Annotated in this window: 19 protein-coding genes; 4 read left to right on the top strand and 15 right to left on the bottom strand. The window is 38.6% G+C overall.

The features are described from left to right. Nucleotides 1-73: 73 nt before the first annotated feature. Both VEHSUH06_RS08850 and VEHSUH06_RS08855 read right to left on the bottom strand, forming a co-directional pair. Nucleotides 74-760 carry an IclR family transcriptional regulator gene (locus tag VEHSUH06_RS08850; RefSeq protein ID WP_233187928.1) on the bottom strand — a complete coding sequence of 229 codons (687 nt, stop codon included), beginning with the start codon at nucleotides 758-760 and terminating at the stop codon, nucleotides 74-76. A 285-nt stretch (nucleotides 761-1,045) separates the two neighbouring features. Next, a complete protein-coding gene (locus tag VEHSUH06_RS08855; protein ID WP_105098590.1) occupies nucleotides 1,046-2,152 on the bottom strand; it encodes an amidohydrolase in 1,107 nt (368 codons plus the stop codon). Between the two features lie 197 nt (nucleotides 2,153-2,349). Here VEHSUH06_RS08855 and VEHSUH06_RS08860 point away from each other — a divergent pair, with 197 nt between their 5' ends. From VEHSUH06_RS08860 to VEHSUH06_RS10810, 4 genes are all read left to right on the top strand, one after another. Beyond that, the gene (locus VEHSUH06_RS08860; RefSeq protein WP_105098591.1) at nucleotides 2,350-3,030 is read left to right on the top strand and encodes a nucleoside recognition domain-containing protein; all 681 of its coding nucleotides are present in this window, start codon (nucleotides 2,350-2,352) and stop codon (nucleotides 3,028-3,030) included. Continuing rightward, a complete protein-coding gene (locus tag VEHSUH06_RS08865) occupies nucleotides 3,017-3,481 on the top strand; it encodes a YjiG family protein (RefSeq protein ID WP_105098592.1) in 465 nt (154 codons plus the stop codon). The genes VEHSUH06_RS08860 and VEHSUH06_RS08865 overlap by 14 nt, the downstream gene beginning before the upstream one ends. Nucleotides 3,482-3,856: 375 nt before the next feature. Then, complete coding sequence (locus VEHSUH06_RS08870; RefSeq protein ID WP_009351565.1) at nucleotides 3,857-5,161, top strand: cytosine permease; 1,305 nt, start codon at nucleotides 3,857-3,859, stop codon at nucleotides 5,159-5,161. Nucleotides 5,162-5,166: 5 nt separating this feature from the next. Beyond that, complete coding sequence (locus VEHSUH06_RS10810) at nucleotides 5,167-5,331, top strand: hypothetical protein (RefSeq protein ID WP_009351567.1); 165 nt, start codon at nucleotides 5,167-5,169, stop codon at nucleotides 5,329-5,331. Between the two features lie 82 nt (nucleotides 5,332-5,413). Here the strand turns inward: VEHSUH06_RS10810 and VEHSUH06_RS08875 are convergent, their stop codons facing one another. The 13 genes from VEHSUH06_RS08875 to VEHSUH06_RS08935 all read right to left on the bottom strand — a co-directional run bounded on the left by VEHSUH06_RS08875 (nucleotide 5,414) and on the right by VEHSUH06_RS08935 (nucleotide 20,616). Beyond that, nucleotides 5,414-6,733, bottom strand: coding sequence for a transcriptional regulator (locus tag VEHSUH06_RS08875; protein ID WP_105098593.1), 1,320 nt, complete (start codon nucleotides 6,731-6,733; stop codon nucleotides 5,414-5,416). Further along, on the bottom strand, nucleotides 6,726-7,562 hold the full coding sequence (locus VEHSUH06_RS08880; protein WP_105098594.1) for a DNA adenine methylase: 837 nt from the start codon (nucleotides 7,560-7,562) through the stop codon (nucleotides 6,726-6,728). The genes VEHSUH06_RS08875 and VEHSUH06_RS08880 overlap by 8 nt, the downstream gene beginning before the upstream one ends. A gap of 98 nt (nucleotides 7,563-7,660) precedes the next feature. After that, the gene (locus VEHSUH06_RS08885) at nucleotides 7,661-8,023 is read right to left on the bottom strand and encodes a hypothetical protein (RefSeq protein WP_105098595.1); all 363 of its coding nucleotides are present in this window, start codon (nucleotides 8,021-8,023) and stop codon (nucleotides 7,661-7,663) included. 48 nt (nucleotides 8,024-8,071) lie between these two features. Further along, nucleotides 8,072-8,785 (bottom strand): DUF6339 family protein, encoded by a 714-nt coding sequence (locus VEHSUH06_RS08890; RefSeq protein WP_233187929.1) that lies wholly within the window; start codon nucleotides 8,783-8,785, stop codon nucleotides 8,072-8,074. Between the two features lie 10 nt (nucleotides 8,786-8,795). After that, nucleotides 8,796-9,725, bottom strand: a complete 930-nt coding sequence (locus VEHSUH06_RS08895; protein ID WP_105098597.1) for a hypothetical protein — start codon at nucleotides 9,723-9,725, stop codon at nucleotides 8,796-8,798. After that, nucleotides 9,712-11,676, bottom strand: coding sequence for a hypothetical protein (locus VEHSUH06_RS08900; RefSeq protein WP_105098598.1), 1,965 nt, complete (start codon nucleotides 11,674-11,676; stop codon nucleotides 9,712-9,714). The genes VEHSUH06_RS08895 and VEHSUH06_RS08900 overlap by 14 nt, the downstream gene beginning before the upstream one ends. A 358-nt stretch (nucleotides 11,677-12,034) precedes the next feature. Further along, nucleotides 12,035-12,643: a hypothetical protein gene (locus VEHSUH06_RS08905; protein WP_105098599.1), complete on the bottom strand. Its 609-nt coding sequence runs from the start codon at nucleotides 12,641-12,643 to the stop codon at nucleotides 12,035-12,037. 351 nt (nucleotides 12,644-12,994) lie between these two features. After that, a complete protein-coding gene (locus VEHSUH06_RS08910) occupies nucleotides 12,995-13,885 on the bottom strand; it encodes a sigma-70 family RNA polymerase sigma factor (protein ID WP_105081797.1) in 891 nt (296 codons plus the stop codon). 375 nt (nucleotides 13,886-14,260) lie between these two features. Further along, entirely contained in the window at nucleotides 14,261-15,325 is a 1,065-nt protein-coding gene (locus VEHSUH06_RS08915) for an ATP-binding protein (RefSeq protein ID WP_105098600.1), read from the bottom strand. Nucleotides 15,326-15,639: 314 nt separating this feature from the next. Further along, entirely contained in the window at nucleotides 15,640-16,788 is a 1,149-nt protein-coding gene (locus tag VEHSUH06_RS08920) for a glycoside hydrolase family 3 N-terminal domain-containing protein (protein WP_105098601.1), read from the bottom strand. Between the two features lie 518 nt (nucleotides 16,789-17,306). Next, complete coding sequence (locus VEHSUH06_RS08925; RefSeq protein ID WP_105098602.1) at nucleotides 17,307-18,737, bottom strand: [FeFe] hydrogenase, group A; 1,431 nt, start codon at nucleotides 18,735-18,737, stop codon at nucleotides 17,307-17,309. Between the two features lie 371 nt (nucleotides 18,738-19,108). After that, nucleotides 19,109-19,483 (bottom strand): hypothetical protein, encoded by a 375-nt coding sequence (locus VEHSUH06_RS08930; protein ID WP_105081801.1) that lies wholly within the window; start codon nucleotides 19,481-19,483, stop codon nucleotides 19,109-19,111. Between the two features lie 89 nt (nucleotides 19,484-19,572). Beyond that, entirely contained in the window at nucleotides 19,573-20,616 is a 1,044-nt protein-coding gene (locus tag VEHSUH06_RS08935; protein ID WP_105098603.1) for a Fic family protein, read from the bottom strand. Nucleotides 20,617-20,940 lie beyond the last annotated feature (324 nt).

Raw genomic sequence — 20,940 nt, forward strand, 5'->3', positions numbered from 1 at the left:
ATACAAGCCTATATAACAACAGATATAAATGTTCCGTATTATGGAACACTATTCCAAATATCGGACAAAAAATTTACAAGGTCGCCCCCATTTGTTTAGAAATGGTTTGACCTAATACCATCATAACAGATAGATACTCTTTGACGCGTTCTTCCGTGTAGTCCCCTATAGGACCAGAGATAGTCATCACCGCCTCTAGCTTATTGCCAAAGGAGAAGATAGGCACTGCCATCGATGCCGCATCAGGTACGCGATTGCCTCGTGTTACCACATACCCATCATGACGAATTTGGGCGCTTTCACTAGCACTCATATCAGTATCCTTGAAATCCCCTAGATAGGCTCCAAAAATCTTGCCGGCCGCCCCTTTAAAGATAGGGTACACCGTGCCAATCTTAATATCGTTACGCAAGGGCTTGTCCGCCGCAACGCGCTCGATACAGATGCGATAATCGCCCTGCGCCAAGAACAAATTCACGGACTGCTGCAACTGATCGCGGATAGCCACCATGTATGGCTGCGCAATGGCACGCACATCCAAAGACGTAAGGAAGGACTTTGCCATAGGCAAAACGCCCCAAGACAACTGATACTTCTTGTTCCTATTGAACTCAACCCAATGATGCGCCTCAAAGGTCTTGAGCAACCGATGGACCGTCGTCTTCGGCAACGCCGTCGCATTCGCCAACTCAGTCACACCAAGCGGGCCCGCCTCTAACAACTTGAGTATCTCAATACCACGCTCTATTGATTGAACCATATTCACATCCAAAGAAACACACTAGCACACTGTGGGCTAATACATTTCACTATTCTATTAAAACTAATAACAATATACGTAATGTATTCGATTGCACCCTATACCGCTCAACGATATAAATTGCATTTAACTCATTATAAATATAACAATAACACATTCATGAAGAATTTAAAAATAACTATGATGCATAGATAAAGGAGTAAGAAATAAAGTTAGTCAAATAAAAATAGAACCATTAGCACAATAGAGACTATCTAATCATGTTAATGGTTCTAATAAAAAACGTTATTCACCTAATAACCGCTCTACTAAGTTCAGCCAAATAGAAACACCATTTTCTAAAGCACTAGTATCAAAGCTCATATCAGGATGATGCAAGCCTGGTCGCAAATTACATCCAAGACCAAAAAATCCAGCTTTTAGACTTGGTTTTTCTACTGTATAGAAGAAGAAATCTTCACCGCCTGGTGTGTAAATCGGATCAACACAATTGCTTTCACCAAGAATAGCAGAGATAGACTCGGCCAATAAAGTCGTAGCCTCATCATTTAGCTCTGCTGCAGGAATGCGGAATGAATCCAAAACCTCAACGCTTGCACCAATAGAGGCAGCTGCGCCTTCGATAGCAGGTAAAAACTTAGCGCAAAGCTCGTCCATCGTTTTATTATATTGAGCACGCAAGTCCCATGTAACAACGGCTTTAGCAGGAATTGCATTTGTTACACCAGAGTCACAAAGGAACCGAGTCGCTTTAACACTATAATTATCAGTCGGTTTCAAATGGATGGCATTAACTGCATTAACCGCTTGAACCGCCGCATCCAAAGCATTAATCCCTAAATGCGGACGTGCACCATGGGCGGGTTTACCATGAAAGGCAATAACCATACGGCAGGAGGATGCATAATGAATGGCTGGACTAGCCTGACCATTTTCAGCCTCTTCACACGGACGTACATGTGCACCAAAGATATATTCTACATCATCAATGGCGCCGCCTTTAATCATACTAGTTGCACCAGAACCAAGCTCCTCAGCTGGTTGGAATAAAATCTTTAACTTACCACGTTTTACCAATTGCTGTTCTTTAATAATTTGTGCTGCAGCCAACAACATAGACATATGTCCATCATGTCCGCAAGTATGACGAGATACATGCTGTCCATCGATAATATGACCTAGTGCATCCATGTCGGCACGAAGGGCCACTACAGGACCAGGATTACCACTATCATAAATGCCAATAATACCTGTCTTTCCACCTACATTGCGTGTTACATCATATCCATAACTTTCCAACTTTTCTGCTAAAAAAGCAGAAGTTTTAAACTCTTGGAACCCTTCTTCAGGAATTGTATGTAAATAATTATAGAAATTTAATACTTCACTCATCGCTGATACCTCGTTCTATAGAATACCATTTAATACATTAATTATACTACACAAACATCTGCTTTCAACTCGGTTATAATAAAAACTTTTAATAATATATATAACTTTTGTAAATAATACTCTTGCGCGACATATTATTTCTACTATATACTTATAGTCATATAACTCTAAGTGTTTTATGTAGGAGGTTGAAAATCATGAGTGACCCTAACAATGAGAAAAACTATACTCAATTCACCAAGAAGGTAACCATCGGTTGCTATATCGCATTAGTTGTAGCAATCCTATTCTTCTCAGGATTACTTAACAATGTGGAAGGCTTCAAATGGCTCTCTGCATTAGACTTTGCGACTATTTCTGGTAAATTTGGTACCATGGCCCATCCTGCAAAAAACACCTTTATCGGTGAAGGTGGTGTCAGTGCTCGTGCAGGTTTCCTCTTTGCCTTGGGCTTAGCTCCAACAGTTATGTTAGCCTTAGGCGTGCTTGAAATTTTAGAGCACTATGGTGCAATCCGCGCAGCCCATAAATTAATGACGCCATTATTGAAACCTATCTTAGGTATCCCTGGATTAACTGGCCTTGCAATGATTACTGACTTACAAAGTACAGATGCAGGTGCAGCGATCACTAAAGACCTTTACGACAACAATCTAGTTAACCGCAAAGAATTAACAATCATGACAGCATGGCAATATAGCGGTGCAGGTATGATTAACAACTACGTAGCTATTGGATCTGCTATATTTGCGTACTTAACAGTGCCAATTATTCTACCACTTATCGTAGTATTTGTTATGAAATTCTTCGGTGGTGTCGTATGTCGAATCGCACTTAATACAGTATTCAAGGGGGATTTCAAAGATGAGCAACAATAAAGAAACAAACAATCCATTTGATATATTTATTCGTGGTGCACGAAAAGGTTTTACATTAGCCACTCAAAACTTATTACCTAATGTATTGATGGCATACACTCTTGCCGAGCTATTACGTATCTTAGGTATCATGGCATTTTTAGGTAACCTATTTGCCCCTGCAATGGCACTATTTGGTCTTCCTGGTGAAAGCGTAACTATCTTATTAACAGCTTGGCTATCCTACTCTGCTGGTATCGGCGTTGCAGTTAACTTACTTTCCAATAATACGCTTGATATGACACAAGTGACTATTCTGGCTCCAGCACTTCTCTTGATGGGCTCCCAAATTCAATATATGGGCCGCCTCTTAGGTGTAGTTGAGGTACCTAAAAAATACTGGCCAATGCTTATGACAATCAGTATTGTAAATGCATTGATCTCCATGGTTATTATGAAAGCTTTTGTATAATACATTAGCAATTCTAAATAATTTAAATCAAATACAGTATCATTCATAAACTAAAAGGCAGTACTACCATAAAATATGATAGTACTGCTTTTTTACGTTTAACTTTATGATTAATTAATACAAAACGAGTTAGCATAACTCAAGCAAAGCTTGTATAGTAGCATTGCTCAAATTGTATAGTATATATGTTGAATATTAATTCCAAGTATGTTTTAATGAAGGCAAATACTATTCGATTATAAAAACAATAAATATCTATCCTTTATTAGAAAAATTCACTATATTTACGCTACATAATAGGTCTTTACTACCATGCTTATATAAATCTTAAACACATCATGGTAGCTTTTTTATTACGTAAAGGAGTATAGATGTATGAGTAAGGAGAAATTAGAGTTTGTAGAACCAGTTGATACAAACACAGATAATGAGTACTCGAGAGAGCCTGTGCCGTTAGGGGCAAGGAAGTCCTGTTTTTCTCTCACCATTGTTTGGACTGGATTCGTTTTTCTTGTTACTAGTATGATGGCTGGTGGCGGCTTAGCTGCGGGGCTAACTTTCAATGAGTTACTATTAGCCATGATTCTAGGCAATATTTTCTTATGTATCATTGCAGGGCTAGTGAGTGTTATTGCCTATAAAACAGGCCTTACCTTCGCCCTTTTGACTCGATACAGCTTTGGGCAGGAAGGATCTAGAATCGCATCTCTCTTCGTCCCTATCGTTAACCTAGGTTGGTACACTATTCAAGCGGCTTTATATGGACATTTTATTGCTCAAGTATTCAACCTTTCCTACACAGGCGAAGTCATTGCGATGATGCTCAGTGCGGTTATTATGGGTATCTTTGCAGTTCTCGGTATTAAATCTCTCGCCGTATTCGGCTATATTGCGATTCCGTCTATCGTATTCCTGTCACTAGGAACAGCGGCTCGTTCCGTTCAAACAATCGGCGGCTGGCAAGAATTATTTAACTATGTGCCATTGCAACCTATTGATTTACTGTCAGGTATTACCATCGTTATTGGCACGTGGATTTTATCTACTGCCACATGTATCGCCGATATTATGCGCTATGGTAAAAGCAAGAAAGATGTTATTACAGCCAGCACAATCGGTCTATTAGGTGGCAACACATTGATGATCAGCTGCGGCGCTATCGCAGGCGTAGCTATGAATGATGGTGACCTAATTAACGTACTCTTAAGCTTCGGCCTCGTATTCCCAAGCTTACTATTGTTAACTACAAATATCTTTACCACAAATGGTGCGAACCTCTATTCCACATCATTGAACCTAGCTAACTCTTTCAAACTAAACAGAAATATGATGCTAGCCGTGCTCATCGCAATCTCTGCATTAGCAACAATGACACAACCATATAAAATTGACTCCCTCTTTGTATTCTTAAGTACATTAGGCATCATCGTTCCACCACTATGCGGTATTATCTTAGCGGACTTTTACCTAGTTCATCGTGGAAAATACATCGATTACCACAAAGCGACTTTCAAAAAATGGAATCTAGTTCCATGGATCACTTGGGCCATCGCATTAGTGTGCGTGAAATTCATTCCATTCGGCCTTCCATCCTTGAACGGAATCGTAAGCGGTGCCCTACTGTACGCACTCATTACGTATATTGTGAAACCTAATGTCGTTAGTGAAAGCAAAGGGTGATTATCATGGCAATTCATAAACTATCTGCTATACTAGGCACAATCATTATGGGCATCGGATCCTTTATTACCTGTCTAGCCACAACTGAAAGCACCATTACCCTTGGTAATGGCATGCTTGTGGTCAGCATTATCATGATGGGATTTGGGTACTCTAAATGGCAGCCTTGATTTAATAAATCTTAGATAAAATAAATAGCTCTACCTCGACTGAGGTAGAGCTATTTTTACAACTCAACTAAAATCCATATATTTAATTATTAATAGTATTTATAATCCAACGAACCCAAGCACTTACAGTACTAGCACGTCTTTTATTAGTAGAATCACTATATGGTAATCCTGTCTTTGGATCAACAACTCCAGCTTGACGTATATAAGATACAATTTCAGCCTTAGATGGCATCTCATTATTATTACGATATGCCTCATAAGTTAGATAAAAACTTTTGTAAGATAAAATCGTTTCTATTAATTTAGCTTGTCGCTCTTTATAAGACATAGAAAAAAGAGAATTTCCTAATTTAGTTAAACTATAAAAACGATGATCTGAGGTAATTTCTTTCTTAACTAGTCCCAAATATCGTGCCGCATCTAAATAGTATAAAGATTGACGTGTATCAAAGGAATATTCCTCTGTAATTGAATCCTTTTCCATATCATTAATATAGAGTAATTCACAGATATTAATAACACGTTCAAAGGAATCGGCCTGTGGAAAATGAATTAATGGCTCCGGATTAAAACGAACTTCATCCAATACCTCTTGCAAATCATCTGCCGAAATATTTGTATCTTCTAAAGAGTATCTCTTATGCTTCACTAGTTCTAAAGAGTTATAGTGTTGTAAATCATTAAATCTATATTCATATAGATAAAAAATACTGTTAGAATAAATCAAGAAAATCGGACGAACAGGCTTATTTCCCATTTTTCTTTGCCATGTACGGAAAGGATAATATAGCTGACGAATCAAAAAATTCTCCGCTAAATCTCGTTTAGCTTCCATTAATGCAAGGCTATTAATACCTTCATATGCCGCATCAATTTCGATTTGAGAGTTTTCTACTTGTACAACTGAACTAATAGTGGCCTTTTTATCCTCAACAGCCGCTTGGAAAACAAATCCTTCTGAACTCATACGTCCAGAGACAGTCGGTAATAATTTTTTATCATTTAAAAAATCTGCAATAATACCAGAAATATACGCCATATTTAAAGCTTTGCTTTCACTATTAATAGATGTTATATCTAGACTCTTAATATGCTCTGGAGGCCTTAAATAAGTAATATCTGATGAAATGGATTCAAAATTATGATATGCCTTTATCCGCGAGATATAATAGTCACCTCTAGTTATTGGTAATATAGATAAATCATGTTCCATAAATAGTTTTGGTCGATCATCAGAATGATCAAATTTAACAGCTAATCGAGGCTCCTGAAATTCCTTAATCTCATCAGCAGAAATCTTATAGTAACCAATACTATTAATGGTTTCAACTATTTTATACTTCTTATTTAACTTTTCCCAAGTTTCATCTATTTTTCTAGCTTTTGATATTTTACACATAGTTTCTAACTACAACCTCATCAACACAGCCGCGTTTTGAGCCTACAGAGTTAATAGCACGTTTTGCAGGAACAATAGTAATATTAAACTCACTATAAATATCTTGTATAAATTCTGTAGCAGAGTTTGAAAGCATAAATTTTATGCCCGCTGCATCAAGTTGACGGCAACAATCACGTAAAGCAACTTGGTCTTCTCTACTAAAACCACCTGCATTATATCCAGTAAAACTTGCTGTTACTGATATTGGATCATATGGAGGATCTAAGTAAACAAAACTATTCGCTGGTAAGCCTTGAACAGCTTCAGAATAGCTCTTATTTAATATTGTTACATCTGCCGTATTAAAATATTCATTTACAGCACGAAGAGTGTTTTCATTAACAATATTAGGATTTTTATAACGACCAAACGGTGTGTTAAACTCACCAGCACTATTTACACGATATAGTCCGTTATAACAAGTCTTATTTAAGAATATAACTCGCGCAGCTTTATCAATATCTGTTAATTGATTATAAAGTTCTGCATTACGGTCCCAACCACGCACATCATAAAAGCACTCTTTTGTGTTCTCGAATTGTGCTAACCGCTTAATTAATGCCTCTACATCGTCTTTAATAGCTCGATAAACCCCTATTAACTCGCTATTAATATCATTGATAATTGCTTTTTGTGGTTGCAGTGCAAATAGAACAGCACCACCACCAATAAATGGCTCGCAATAGCTAGTGTATGTCTCTGGGAATAATGGCATTAAACGCTCTAATAATTGACGTTTTCCACCAACCCATTTCACTACAGGTGATGCTAAATCAATCTTACTCATGCATGCAACCCCTTTCTAAATACTCATATTATTGTAACCCATATGAGTAGGGGAAATCTATTAATTTATAAGATTAATTTACATCTTCTATAGGTATTTTATCTCCCAATCCTAAAGTATGTCATACTAGCAATATCTTGATCATTAACTTTATAACGCCCTAATGACCATTGTTCAGGCCGTTCCATAAATACTATAAAAACGATAATTCCAAAGAAAAGCGCTGCTACAGTTGTATCTTTTTTACACGCTAAATAAATAGGATAAAATACAGTACCCGTCCAATCGTGCCCCGGAATCCAGCCTGCGGTATGTACTTCTGGATTCTCATCAATCCTTTTATTCAATTCATTAATTACAGCTTGGTAATCTTCATTACTAATTTGTTTCCGCCACGCTTCAAAACTTTTTTTATGTGGAATCTTTGTAATAGGTTTTCCCGTATCAATATTAATCAACATCTGATATAAACCTCTTTTTATCATTCAATTTGACGAAATTTAAAGCTACTAGTTGACCCTTAAGTATTCTTGATATCTATCAAATACATAATGATATATATCATCTTCTGTCATTACATCTAAGATTTTGACACTTCCTAATCGAGAAACGTCTTTAGCCAAATCATCATAACAAGATGATCTTTCTTTTCCAGATTTTACAGTGTCATATACAGCTCTCATAAATCCCATTACAATATGTTTTTCACTAGAAAACGTTCGCCATGTAAGCTCTCTAAATCTAGAAGGACTTTCAAATGTAAACTTTGTTAGATAATATCTATCTGCATTATGATCTTCATCAACCGTTAAAGCTACGCGATAATAACAACGAGAGATAATACCAAAAAACAATCCTCTTCGACCACCTAATAGCCATTGATTGTTAAATGATGAAACTTCTTTTTTCTCCATCATTACAAGTGCTACACTATAGCATCGTTTGAACATAAACCATAACCAAAAGTATTTATTACTTAATATATAACGTGGTAAATGCTTAAGTTTTTCATATAATAAAATCGAATTTCGTGTGATAGTAGCAATATCCGTAGCTGATGCCGGTATCTCTAAAACAAAGTCATCAATCTGATAGGCTTTAGCTTGAAACGCTTTTCCCTCTGCAAGTGAGTCCACCCAAGAAGAATCGTTTGGATTGTTAATAAAGAAGTCTTTATAAGTCTCAATATTTTCTTTTAGCTCTTTATATGCGGCTTCAGTCATGTAGCCAATATTAATCTTCCCCATCTATCTCACCGCCCTTAAGAATCATATTTGTTGCATCTTGAATCGCATTGATATTCATATTATTAAATACAGTTTGTGCAAACTCTAACGCCCCACAACCGGTAAATATTTCCATCGTCAATTTATTTCTTTCAACTGCATTATAGGCACGTACAACAGACTTAAACCATGGATACGATTCAATTACGTCTGTTATATCTGTATAGCCTCTAAATTCTTCTTTAATATTATTAAAGATATCTACTAATACAGGAATAACAATTAAGCCCATAAATATGTTCATAAAATAGCGACTATGTTTAACATTTGAATATTCTTCGAATCGATCTGACGGCAGATAGATATATATTTTTGACTCACCTTTAGATGCTTCATATTGCAAATATTTTTGGGTAGCTTTTCCTCGTATAACCTCAAAAATAGATTCTGCTACATTATCTGCTAAATCATTATGTTCAATATTAATTGAGAAGCCATCATCAACGCCTACAATATCATATTGATTTAAATCAAAATCTATGCCCTCAAAATCCTCAATGAAGTTTAAACTTCTATAATCCGCTATATTTTGTGTTGCATATAAATATGATGAAACGGTAACCTTACCACTTAAGCTGTTCAAAGGTATATATATAGTTTGTGGCACTAAAGAAAGCTTATAAGTCTGACGGAAAACACTTTCTGGAGATTCTACTACAAGCATAGGCTGTAATAAACCCTTTTCCACATAAGTAGTCAAAGTATCATCAACTAATTCAATATAGATATCTTGTAAAACTAAATCATGTCTATCATCTTTAATCGGATAGTCAGGATCACCAAAAGCAAGTTTATAACAAGCATTATCTTTAAAGTCGGACAATGCCTTATTTCTATTTACCACTGGATATGGAAATAATCGATTACCTATTTGCATAAAACTCTACCCCTGTTGCAAATCTACTCCCTTTACTCACATTATAAGAAACAGTATATTTCTTACCGGTTTCTAAGCTGATTCCTTTTATTATGCCATCTTTTATAGTACAGGATTCACCGTTAATTTCAGCTGATATAATATCAACTTCGTAAGTATCAGATGACTCCCCAATCTCCTTAATAACTATGTCACAGTTCGCTTCATTACAATTTGATACAAATGTAAGTAAGAATTTCTCCTGAGACTTATCATACATATTTCTAGAGCGAATACCGCCTAAGAGCTTTCGAGTATATCCCTTTTTAGGAGATGATTCATCTATGTCAGTATTATTTGTACTAGTATGATGACCTGCATCTACAGATGTACCGCCCCCAACGTGAACACCGGTTGAACCTGGATCACCTTCTGGGTTGGAAACCTCCGCATCATTTTTGCTATCATCTCCCGATACAGGAGTAGTCACACTACGCTCCATTTTATCGTCTTTATCATTTTCTAGTTCAACACGTTTATGATCGGCTTGATTCTGTCTAATCTTACCAATATGAGTAAATTCTTTCGAAGCACCACCTAACTCCTCTCCATCTAAAGGTTCAGAGTCCTCTACGCCAGGTAAATAAGCACCAGCCCCAGCTATATCTGTTTTATCGCCCACTTCTGTTTTTAACGCCTCATTAATCGCTCTAGAGATAAGGTTTTTTAATCTACTAAGTGTAGATTTTGCATTAGATTGTGCTTCTTCACCTTCTAAACGCTCCCAAGACCAAGCTGTATGTTCTGCATTCTCCATACGGCGTAGAGCTTCATTTAAATCACCATTTTCAATAATGCACATAGCTGAATATGGTATTAAACGACCTACACCATGACTAGTAATCTTCATATATGGATATCGGATAATATCACAAGTCCCTGTAGCTCTATGACTTTCACCTTGAGAGTAACTTTTTACCAAAACATCAATAGGTCCATAACCTTTTACTATTTTTTCAATATGAGTAACATTATCTAAAGATGTTAAAAGCTCATATTGTGCCATTATAGACTTTAAACTACTAGCATCTTTACCTGGGAAAGAAGTAACGTCATAAATAATTTTTTTAATTGTATCTTTACTTAATGTAATGTTATCAACAGTAACTTCTAATAATCCTTTAACAAAAGCAACCATAAAGCTGTCTAATAGTTTAAACATCAAATCAGACTTCCAATTGGCTCTATGTCCAAAACCAATTAAGTATAAATCAGTACCATAGTCACCAGAGGTTCTAGTAAAAGTAGAATCAAGGCGCAATTCACTATCTACACATGGGAAGCTATCATCTTTACAGCCATAGTATCCTTCTGCAACAGACATCTTATAACCATCTGCATCAATTGGTACAGAGCGTAACTTTGAAATACCTATATACCCCTTCTCTTCTCGTTGTGTATAAGTAGAATAGAATACTGTTCTTGTTCCACTGGCTACAAAGGCTGCAGCCTTACCAATGCCCTTTGAGCCACCACTACCAGCACCTTTAAAACTAGTACCTGATGTTTTAGTTAGGTTATAAAAAGGTACACCACGTTCAAATGTAGAGACACCTATTAAGCCAGTAGTATTAAAGTCACTAATACGAAGACATGGAATAATCGGCAAATTAATCATAGAGTGTATTGCCCGAATAGCCGCACCTTCCTTTTTATCATCTTTACGATATTGGTAACAAGCTTCAATTTGCTCAGATAATTCATCAATACCTGGAATATCATTACGAACAACATCAAAAGTGCTAAACTCTATACGCGTAGGATGAATACCTCTATTAGCATCAATAGAGTTTTGGCATATCTCCCGCGCCAATGAGCCAATTGGATCCTTCTTAAAAATATCAATATCGCCCGTCTCTAAACCATACTCCATACCATTTCCATTATCAGGAAAACGCCATTGCAAACACATAATCAATACCCCTTTACATGTACACGGTATAACTTAAGATGTAATCATATTACACTAACACAGAACTAGAATTCATTAACACATCATGAATTCTTCATCTTTTATGATTATATCTTATAAATATAAGATTTATATAATATTTCTTTAAAAATTAATGGTTTATAAATAGATTTAAGCAGAAAATAATTATAGGCAAAAGAAGAACCACCCCTATCAGGAGTGGTTCTTCTTGGAATATATTTAAGTGTTTGAGGCATATTATATATTAATGATCACCTAATTGTTTATGTATTTTATTTTCTCCCTATATGTCCTCCTTTTCTCTCCCCTCTTAATCCTACTTTCACCCCCTAACGTTTTATCTCGTTAAGTCTCTCCAGGCGATAAATAGTTCGGCCACGACTTGTGGGTTTTGGCTGAGTTTGATGCGGGCTAGCATTTTGCGCACGTAGTTACAGTGTTCTAGCATGGCTTCGTTCAGTTTGTGTTTGACATGGCGCGGGGATTGGTACACCAGAATCGGTGCGAAGTTCCCCACGTGAATATAGCTCGTATCGGGTTCCGGACCTTCCCTAACGATATATTCATAAGGTATAGCCACGTTAAAGAGGCCGTACACCACGTCCTTGCCGACAGGACGCCGACATTTGATATGGGCAAAGGTTAGATGTGGACCATAGGTCTTAGGCGATGTATAGCTGCTACGCCGACCGTCGCTGGTCATAATGTAATTGGGCCTCAGCCCTTCCTGTACCGCCAGCTCCCGCGTAATGGTGCGCATCGGCAGATGGACCAGTTCTTCACGGCCATCTACGAAATAGCACTTCGTACTGTCCCCACCACTAGGCTGATACGTAGGAATAAAACAAACAATGTGGTTCTTTGGATTTGTATAGATCAAATCCAAATCCTCTCCCTTAGATAGCCGAGCGGCCATCAAATCTGTTAATTCATCATGTGTTATCATAGGAATTCTCTCCCCTCTAATTAGGAACATTCCTTTCAACAATACAATGAACACGTGTTCTGTGAAAGCAGATTCGCATGCTTTAATCTGCTGCTGATTTAATTGTATACTACGTTGAATATTTTGTAAATATATACACAAAACTATAGAAATTTATGTATAATTAAAGACTTTATGATCTTGTAAAAGTTATGTATAGCTTGATGTGTCAATATTTTCTCATTTAAATTGAGAATTGCATATTTTATGTATATCTATTAATCGAGATTAACAGAAATATACAAGTTTTGGAATATAAATAAGAAATTAAATTATATTAACACATGTACATTACACTAACCTCCTTTAGGGCTAATGCACTTTTATCTTGTTAAAATCTGTAGTCAAGTATCTCCGCAGTTTTCGTATTGCTCGTTCATGGCGTCGCTGGATCGCTTGGCGACTACAGTTCAGTTCTTCACTGACCGATACCAAACTTTGGCATTCTCCGTAAACGCGACGCAATAGGTCACGTTGATCGGGAGACAGTCTGCCTAAAGCCCACACGAGACGGGCTCGCAGCCTTTGTTCTTCATCGGCGGTCATAATCATGTCTGCTATATTCTCGCCAGATGCGAAGATATCCATACCCACCGCTACATCTCCATCGTCGGTAGTGCGGTCTGGGATGTGAATCTCACGATGATTTCGCAATCGCTCCCGCTTCCAGTACCGCATGTAACCGTATCTAACACCAGCTTTCACAAAGCCAGCAAATGGTACGGGCCCCTCAAGGTCAAAGCTATAGATGGACTCCATGAGGATAGCCCATAAATAGCTCTCTACATCCTCGCGGAACTCGCGGTTCCCCGTGCGATTCGTGTAGTGCAAAATGAGTGGTCGATACCTGCGACAGAGCTCGATTTGTGCCGCATCATGGCGCAGCTCATCAACGGTCCACGGCTGGTACCCAACCGTCTGAATCCGCATATTTGGATTTTGACAGATCGACACGAGGCTCTTATCCGATAAGGATGTTAATACCTGATGCCCACAGATGAGCGTCTGTAATTTCAGCTCCTCTGGCACCTTGTACTCTGATTCCTTAGAAGATATTTCCTCAGATTGTGCCTTTTCAGACAATGGTTTCTTAGATACTGTTTCATTAGATACTGATTTTCTAGAATCTAATACCTCAGATTGTAAGCTTGCAGTTTTTATACATGTTCTTTGTACTAAAGGTTCTTCGTTTTGGTATAACATAAATCCCCTTTCCTGCCATGGCATAGCGCTTAACTACACAATAACGCGGAACGGGGATTTTGACAAATCGGCAATTCTTTGGAGTTCCTATTTATTTAATTGTATTTATAATGTAATTTCTATCCATACTATGTCATAACTATACGATCAACACAGTAATTGCTGAAAATAGAAAATTACTAGAATCTACTTACTAAAGACTAGTAATAAGTACTAGTAGATAAAATAACCAGTGAATAATAGTAGTAAATACTAATATTATATACAAAAATAACACCACATCCTATGATGTGGTGTTATTTTATAAGAGGAATATAGTGCTATCATTGGGTAATAGTACTCAATCAAAGATTGGCAAATATAAACAATCTTAGATTAGATAGCAATGCACGCTGCTTGCACAAAGTCTTTGAGCTGCGGTTTTACATGTGTGTGGTACACATCAGCGCCGTTACCGCGCACGATGTCACCCCAGTATTTATACACATAGCGGTACCAGAAATGGAACATGCTATTGGTAAAGTGGTAATCTGCGTATTTAGCAGGTCCACGGCTATTGGCTTGAATGCGACCTACGAGCCCCATGGACATAAGATCGTTCAAGCGGGATGTAAAGGTGCCGCTTTTAATTTGGCTTGCTTGTAAAAGCTCCACATAGTATGGTCTTTCAAGGGTAGCAAGGCCAGACAAGATAGCGTTAGCACCTGTTATATTTTTCATATCTCGATGTAAAATATTCTGTGTTTCTTCAAATAGAGCGCCCGATACGGAGAAGAACAAATTAATGATATTCGTATCGATGCTTTCACCATTATCAAAGTACTGCACGTATGCAGGCAAACCGCCTGTCACGGCGAATACAGTGCGCAAATCGTCCTTGGCATAGTGAAGGCCCAAGGATTTCATATCCACCAAGGAGAATGGTTTCACCTCAAAGTATTCGGACACGAACGGACCGATGAGGCTGCGTTCGCCAATGATGCGGCCATCCAACTGTTCCAAGCCATTTGCAAACAAAATGATGTTCAAACGACTCGTATCTTTATAAGTATCTAATAAATCACGCAAGTGAATGGGGAATTGCGGCACCGCCTCCACCAAGGAAGGATAGTCATCAATCACCACTGTTTGCGGAGTTTTTACACTGCTTTCAAAAAGCCCTACAAAGGCTTGATGCAAGCTATCTACAGGCTCGAACTTGTCCTGATCATCAGTAGGAACAAAACGTGCCTCAAGAGCTCTATTCATATCAGCCACATGGACTGATTCATTGGCCATGCGCCCCGCCAAATATAACGCCTTATGACGGCGTACAAGCTGCGAAGCCACATAGGATTTACCACTGCGATGAGGACCGTACACAACACACAAGCTCATATTGTCCTCAGCGATACGGGACTGGATACTCTCTATAATCTCAGCACGTCCCACAAAATTCATATACTCTCACCTCCAACTGTCTATGGAGATTATTATATCATAAATTTAAATCATTTTTAAACTTATTTTCATATTATTAACATGACTTTTGATTATGTTAAATTTTTTACGCATAAAATATACTTATTTTATGGTTTATTTTTTACTCATGCTATTATGAAAGCATCGATATTTACTGTATTTATATAGGTATATAGGTATTGAAAGAGCATACCGGGTACGGTATGTAATCTGTATTTTACAGTCAACAAATATAAAAAATGACGTGCCTCCTAGAAGGTAAGACACGTCATTTGCATTTTACTCATATTTAATTATTGCTGAATTTGTGCTTGCATTTTCATGGATAGAATACGCTTAACTGCTTCGTTAAGGCGTTCATTGGTGATCGTTCCATTTGCCACCGCCTGTGTTAACGCCCGATGGACTTCGTCGATATGAACTGTGTCCGCATCAACGAGGATGAGATCGCTACCAGCCACAACGGAGGCTACAGCGTAATCCCCTATCTTTTGGTTCGCCTGCAAAGCGCCCACATCGATACGGTCCGTCATGACGATACCGTCATAGCCAAGGTCCTTGCGAAGCCAGTCTTGAATAACTGGTTTTGACGCACTCGCCAAGTGCTGGTTATCAATAGCTGGAATTTGAATATGGCTCATAACAAGCATATAGGTATTGGCTGTCGTCTGCGCAATGAGTCGTTTAAAGACGGCTACATCATTATTGTTGAGGTAGTTTTTCGCCTCATCAGCGGTATTAAAGGATGCGTCCCCAAGGGTCACCGCTGGAAAGTAGTTATAACCAAACCACATTTGATTGATTTGGTAACGCTCCGCCATGGCTAGGTCCATATAGCCTGCCCAAGTCGGGTCAGATGTGTAGGACATATTCGGCACACCAAGGTTTGCATTGGGCCCAATCACAAGGTTAAAGCCCATATCGCGCATTTCAATGGCAGATCGGGTGGCCAAGTTAATGATACGCTCCATCGGCAATTGACCTAACCGATTAGGTTCTGGCAAGCGCAAGAAACTATCGTTAGTGTGCAACACTTTATCGCGATTCACCGCGATGTACGGCGTCACCATGCTGGCAGTCATCGCCGTTTGCATGATATCGTTGTTGAAAGCTTTCACTTGGTTTTTATTATGTATATTTTCATTAGTTAGCATAACGCCGCTCACACGATATTTGCGGATTACATCCTTTTGGGATTGCCCCAATGTGTTGCCATGGAGGCTGATCATCATCAGCTGTCCCACCTTGTCCTCTCGCGACATGGCTCCAAGCCAAGTGTTCACCTTTTCAGGGACGGGCTTGTTCGATTCCATGACGGCGCGGTACGATACGGTTCGTACCTCCTCTTGCTCTGCCTGACTCTCATGTTGGCATCCAGTTGTACCAACGGCAGCAACTATCAAGGCTATGCCACACAGGGCACGCCGTAAAAACTGGTTCATCTCTCCTAGAAACTCCTTACTGCTTATGCAATATGATAGCTATGGGCCTCTCTATGTATTTCTCTCCACACACACCCATAGTTCTCCCTTTGATCCAAATAGTATGATTCTATATTATACACCATATGCTTCATCTTTTTTTCATGATAAAAGCAAGTTCTTATACTGAATTCTCATAATAAGCTTATACAGTGAGAATAGTTCATCAACTAAATATATAATCTATACACGCTTAACTAGATATCGAGTATTAAGTATTCCATATAATCCAATGCGTATTTAAGTGTATAAAATGAAATGTATTAAACCCTACATAAATAAAATCCTACGAATCGTTTGTAAGGTGATGCTTACAATAGCCGAAGCTATTAAAGTATCAAGTCACTCATGACTCGTAGGATTCTATTTTTATATTGTTATACCCTAAAGAGTTAGTACAATCTTAACTCCTTTGATTACTAAAACATTTGCAGGTTCAATAATCAATTATTCAGCAATTGCTAACGAGCTATTCAAGATTAGCCTTTGAATTTAGGGGATGTTGGACACGTTTCAGGTGTTACGTCTTTGCGAGTACCAAGAACCGCACTGCGGTCTGTGTAATGTGTATGCAAGAGTTCATGTGCTTTGTGGCCCAATGGCTCACCTAGGAAATCTTTGTACAACGCTTGGATCTCTTCGTTTTCGTAGGAAGCAACCCATTTGTAGTTCGCATCAGCTTCGTAAAGACCACCGATACGAGCTTCTTTAGTTTTAACTGCTTGAGGCAATTTAGTGCGCGGTTGACCGCCGCCACCAATACAGCCACCAGGACACGCCATAACTTCGATGAAGTCATAGTGTTTGCCATTTTCTTTCAAAGCATTCAAGAAGTCACGAGCGTTTTTACCACCATGAACTACAGCAACGGACAATGTTACATCATCACCCAATTGTACAGTCGCTTCTTTTACGCCATTCATACCACGAACTTCCTCAAGGTGAGTCAATGCGTGTGGAGGTGGCTCATTGCCAGTCACAAGTTTGTAAGCTGTACGCATAGCTGCTTCCATAACACCACCAGTGTTACCGAAGATGATGGATGCACCAGTTTCCATACCGATCAAGTCATCGAATTGGGAATCTTCAATAGCATTGAAGTCGAGGTTTTCCTCTTGGATCCAACGAATAAACTCACGAGTTGTGATGGAAATATCTGTATCCATGCCAATGGAATCGTCGTTGTAGAAACGAGCTGCCGCATTCTCTTCTTCACGTTTTGTTTCTGCTTTTTTAGCTGTACAAGGATTTACAGATACGGACACGATGTTACGAGGATCGATGCCTTTTTTCTCTGCAAAGTATGTTTTAATCATAGCCGCTTCCATAGCGATACAAGAACGTGTGGAAGATAAGTTAGGAAGCAATTCTGGGAAGTAAATTTCCGCAAAGCGTACCCACGCTGGGCAGCAGCTTGTGAACTGAGGAATTTGACCACCTTTGTTAAGACGATCTACAAGCTCAGATGCTTCTTCCATGATTGTTAAGTCCGCACCAAAGTTAGTGTCTACTACATAATCTGCACCAAGTGCACGCAATGCACCAACCATTTTACCTTCAAGGAACGTACCTGGTTCATAGCCGAAGCCTTCACCGATAGCTACACGAACAGCTGGAGCTGTTTGGATAACAACGATTTTTTCAGGATCTGCAAGAGCTGCTTTCACCTTATCAAGCTCGGAACGAGCATGCATGGAGTCGAATGGACATGCAGCTGCACATTGACCACAGTGAATACATACAGGAACATCACCATTTGCATCAAGATCGTAATAATCAAGTACGCTCATTACGTCCGCACAAGCGCGACGGCATAACGTACAATTTTTACATTTATCAATATCATGAGTAATTGACGGATTGTTGAGTGCAATCGGTACACGTTTATCGATTAATTGATATTGAGACATGAGGACCTCCTCTAACAAACTATAACTACTAAACCTTTTCGGACGAAATATGCTAAACTACGGAGCACTTCGCCCTAACCATACTTCTTCATCGTATCTATAGTATACGCTATAGTGAAAGTTTATACTATGTATAATTGTTACACTTTTATACAAAATCTATAATATAAATCACATTTTATCACGAATAGATAAATAATTCACCTATTTTAAAGGAATTAAAAGAGTAATACACAATAGACAAAAAAACGCACGCCCTCCATAGGAGAACGTGCGTGTGTGAAGCTTTCACAATAATCATTAATCTAAACGAGGCATGACTGTTCAACAGTGTATTACGGCTAAGCCCTGTGCTCGTCTATAGGATTAGATTATTTACCGCCCCAGATAAGTTGGAATACTGCTTGTGCAGGAGTACCTGGCTCAACCTTACGGCTGTTTTTGTTAGGTTGTTCCTCTTTCACAACATAACCTTGTGGATCGTAAAGAGTAACCTTAAGGTCTTTTACTTCTTGTTTTTTATGATTGAACTCTTCAGTCACGATGTAGTGGTAACCTTCGTAGTCCATAGCTTTAATGTCCATTACAGCTTTTTTATCATCTTTTTTAACGGAATCATTGTCGATAGACCAAGTGATACCGTTGCTGTCAGTACCTACAGTGTACCAGTTAGCAGCATCAACACTACCAATGCCACCAATCAATAAAGCGCCTGCTGCCAAAACAGCTGCTAATGTTTTTTTCATATTATACCTCTCGAATTAAATACAAGAATATGGAATCTAGTATATTCGATAAAACTAAATATTTTATGAAAGACAAACGTGCTCAACCTTTATACCTTCACATAATAGGTAGAACGTCCGCCCCCCTTACGACTAATTATACCATTCTTCACAAGCGTACGAACTGCGCCCTCAATAGAACTATCACTGAGATTTGGGCACCATTCTCGGATATGTTGCTTTGTGAAAGCCCCTAAATGATTGTCTATGGCAGTTTGCACCTGATGTATCACAGAGGTGCTATTTACCAATAAAGAACTGCGGTCTTCAAAGTCATGATACGCGGCCAATAACATTTGTAACCAATACCGAATGAAAGCCGTAGGACAAGAGCTTTCACCATACCAATCATCACTAGACTCGCGCAAAGCAGCATAATACATATCCTTGTTTGCGGCGATTTTAGCCTCTAAGGACACATATTTACCGACCATAAAGCCACTGCGATACAACAACAATGTCGTCAACAATCGACTCATGCGACCATTACCATCGTTAAAGGGGTGAATGCACAAGAAATCATGAATAAATATAGGAATCGCCAATAGCGGCTCCACCTCACTATTGCCGACAACACGATTATATTCCGTGCAAATCTGATCTAAAGCCTCCGCCGTTTCATATGGGGCCAATGGAGTAAACAAAACCTCAGTACGACCATCTGGATAGGTGGCGCTAATATAATTCTGCACACTCTTTAACTGCCCTCCACGAGCATTAAACTGGTACTGATAGAGAATCTTATGTAACTGCAAAATATGATTTCGTGACAACGTTATAGAATCATAACTATCATGGATGATATTCAACGCATCACGATAACCCATAATCTCTTGCTCATCCCGATTTCGAGGCGTCGTCTTATCCGCCACCAACTGCCGAAGGCGTGTACTCGTCGTCACAATCCCTTCAATCGCATTCGAAGCCTCCGTACTCTGCACCTTTGCCAACTCCACAAGAGACTCCAACACCGTAGGACTCTGAGAAAGCAAAACCTCCTCCTTGCCATTCGCCCGGTAGATTCCCGCAATAAGACTTAACATATCCATATCCCATGACAAAGACTGAATCCGACCATACTCAAAACGACGCATACACACACCTCCATTCCATTCTAATCCCTTAGAAATAAAATTATTCCCTTAAATTATACCATAAAATAAGGGAATAAATAATTTAGATACATTTAATCATACGTACAGAAAGGGTTCTATCTCTTTGAGACCGACTTAGGTCACTTTCTTCTGAAACGCCGTTTTGGATACATTTCCTCATCAGGAAATGAGAAAACGGGTGAATATATCTCGTAGGACGACTTAGCTCGCTTTTTCCCCAACGCAGATATCGTAAGTTTCCTCATTAGGATTAGAAGAAAACGGGATATATCTCGTAGGACGACTTAGCTCGCTATTCCCCTA

The sequence above is a fragment of the Veillonella sp. S13053-19 genome (genome assembly GCF_002959835.1).
GTDB classification, from domain to species: Bacteria; Bacillota; Negativicutes; order Veillonellales; family Veillonellaceae; genus Veillonella; species Veillonella rogosae.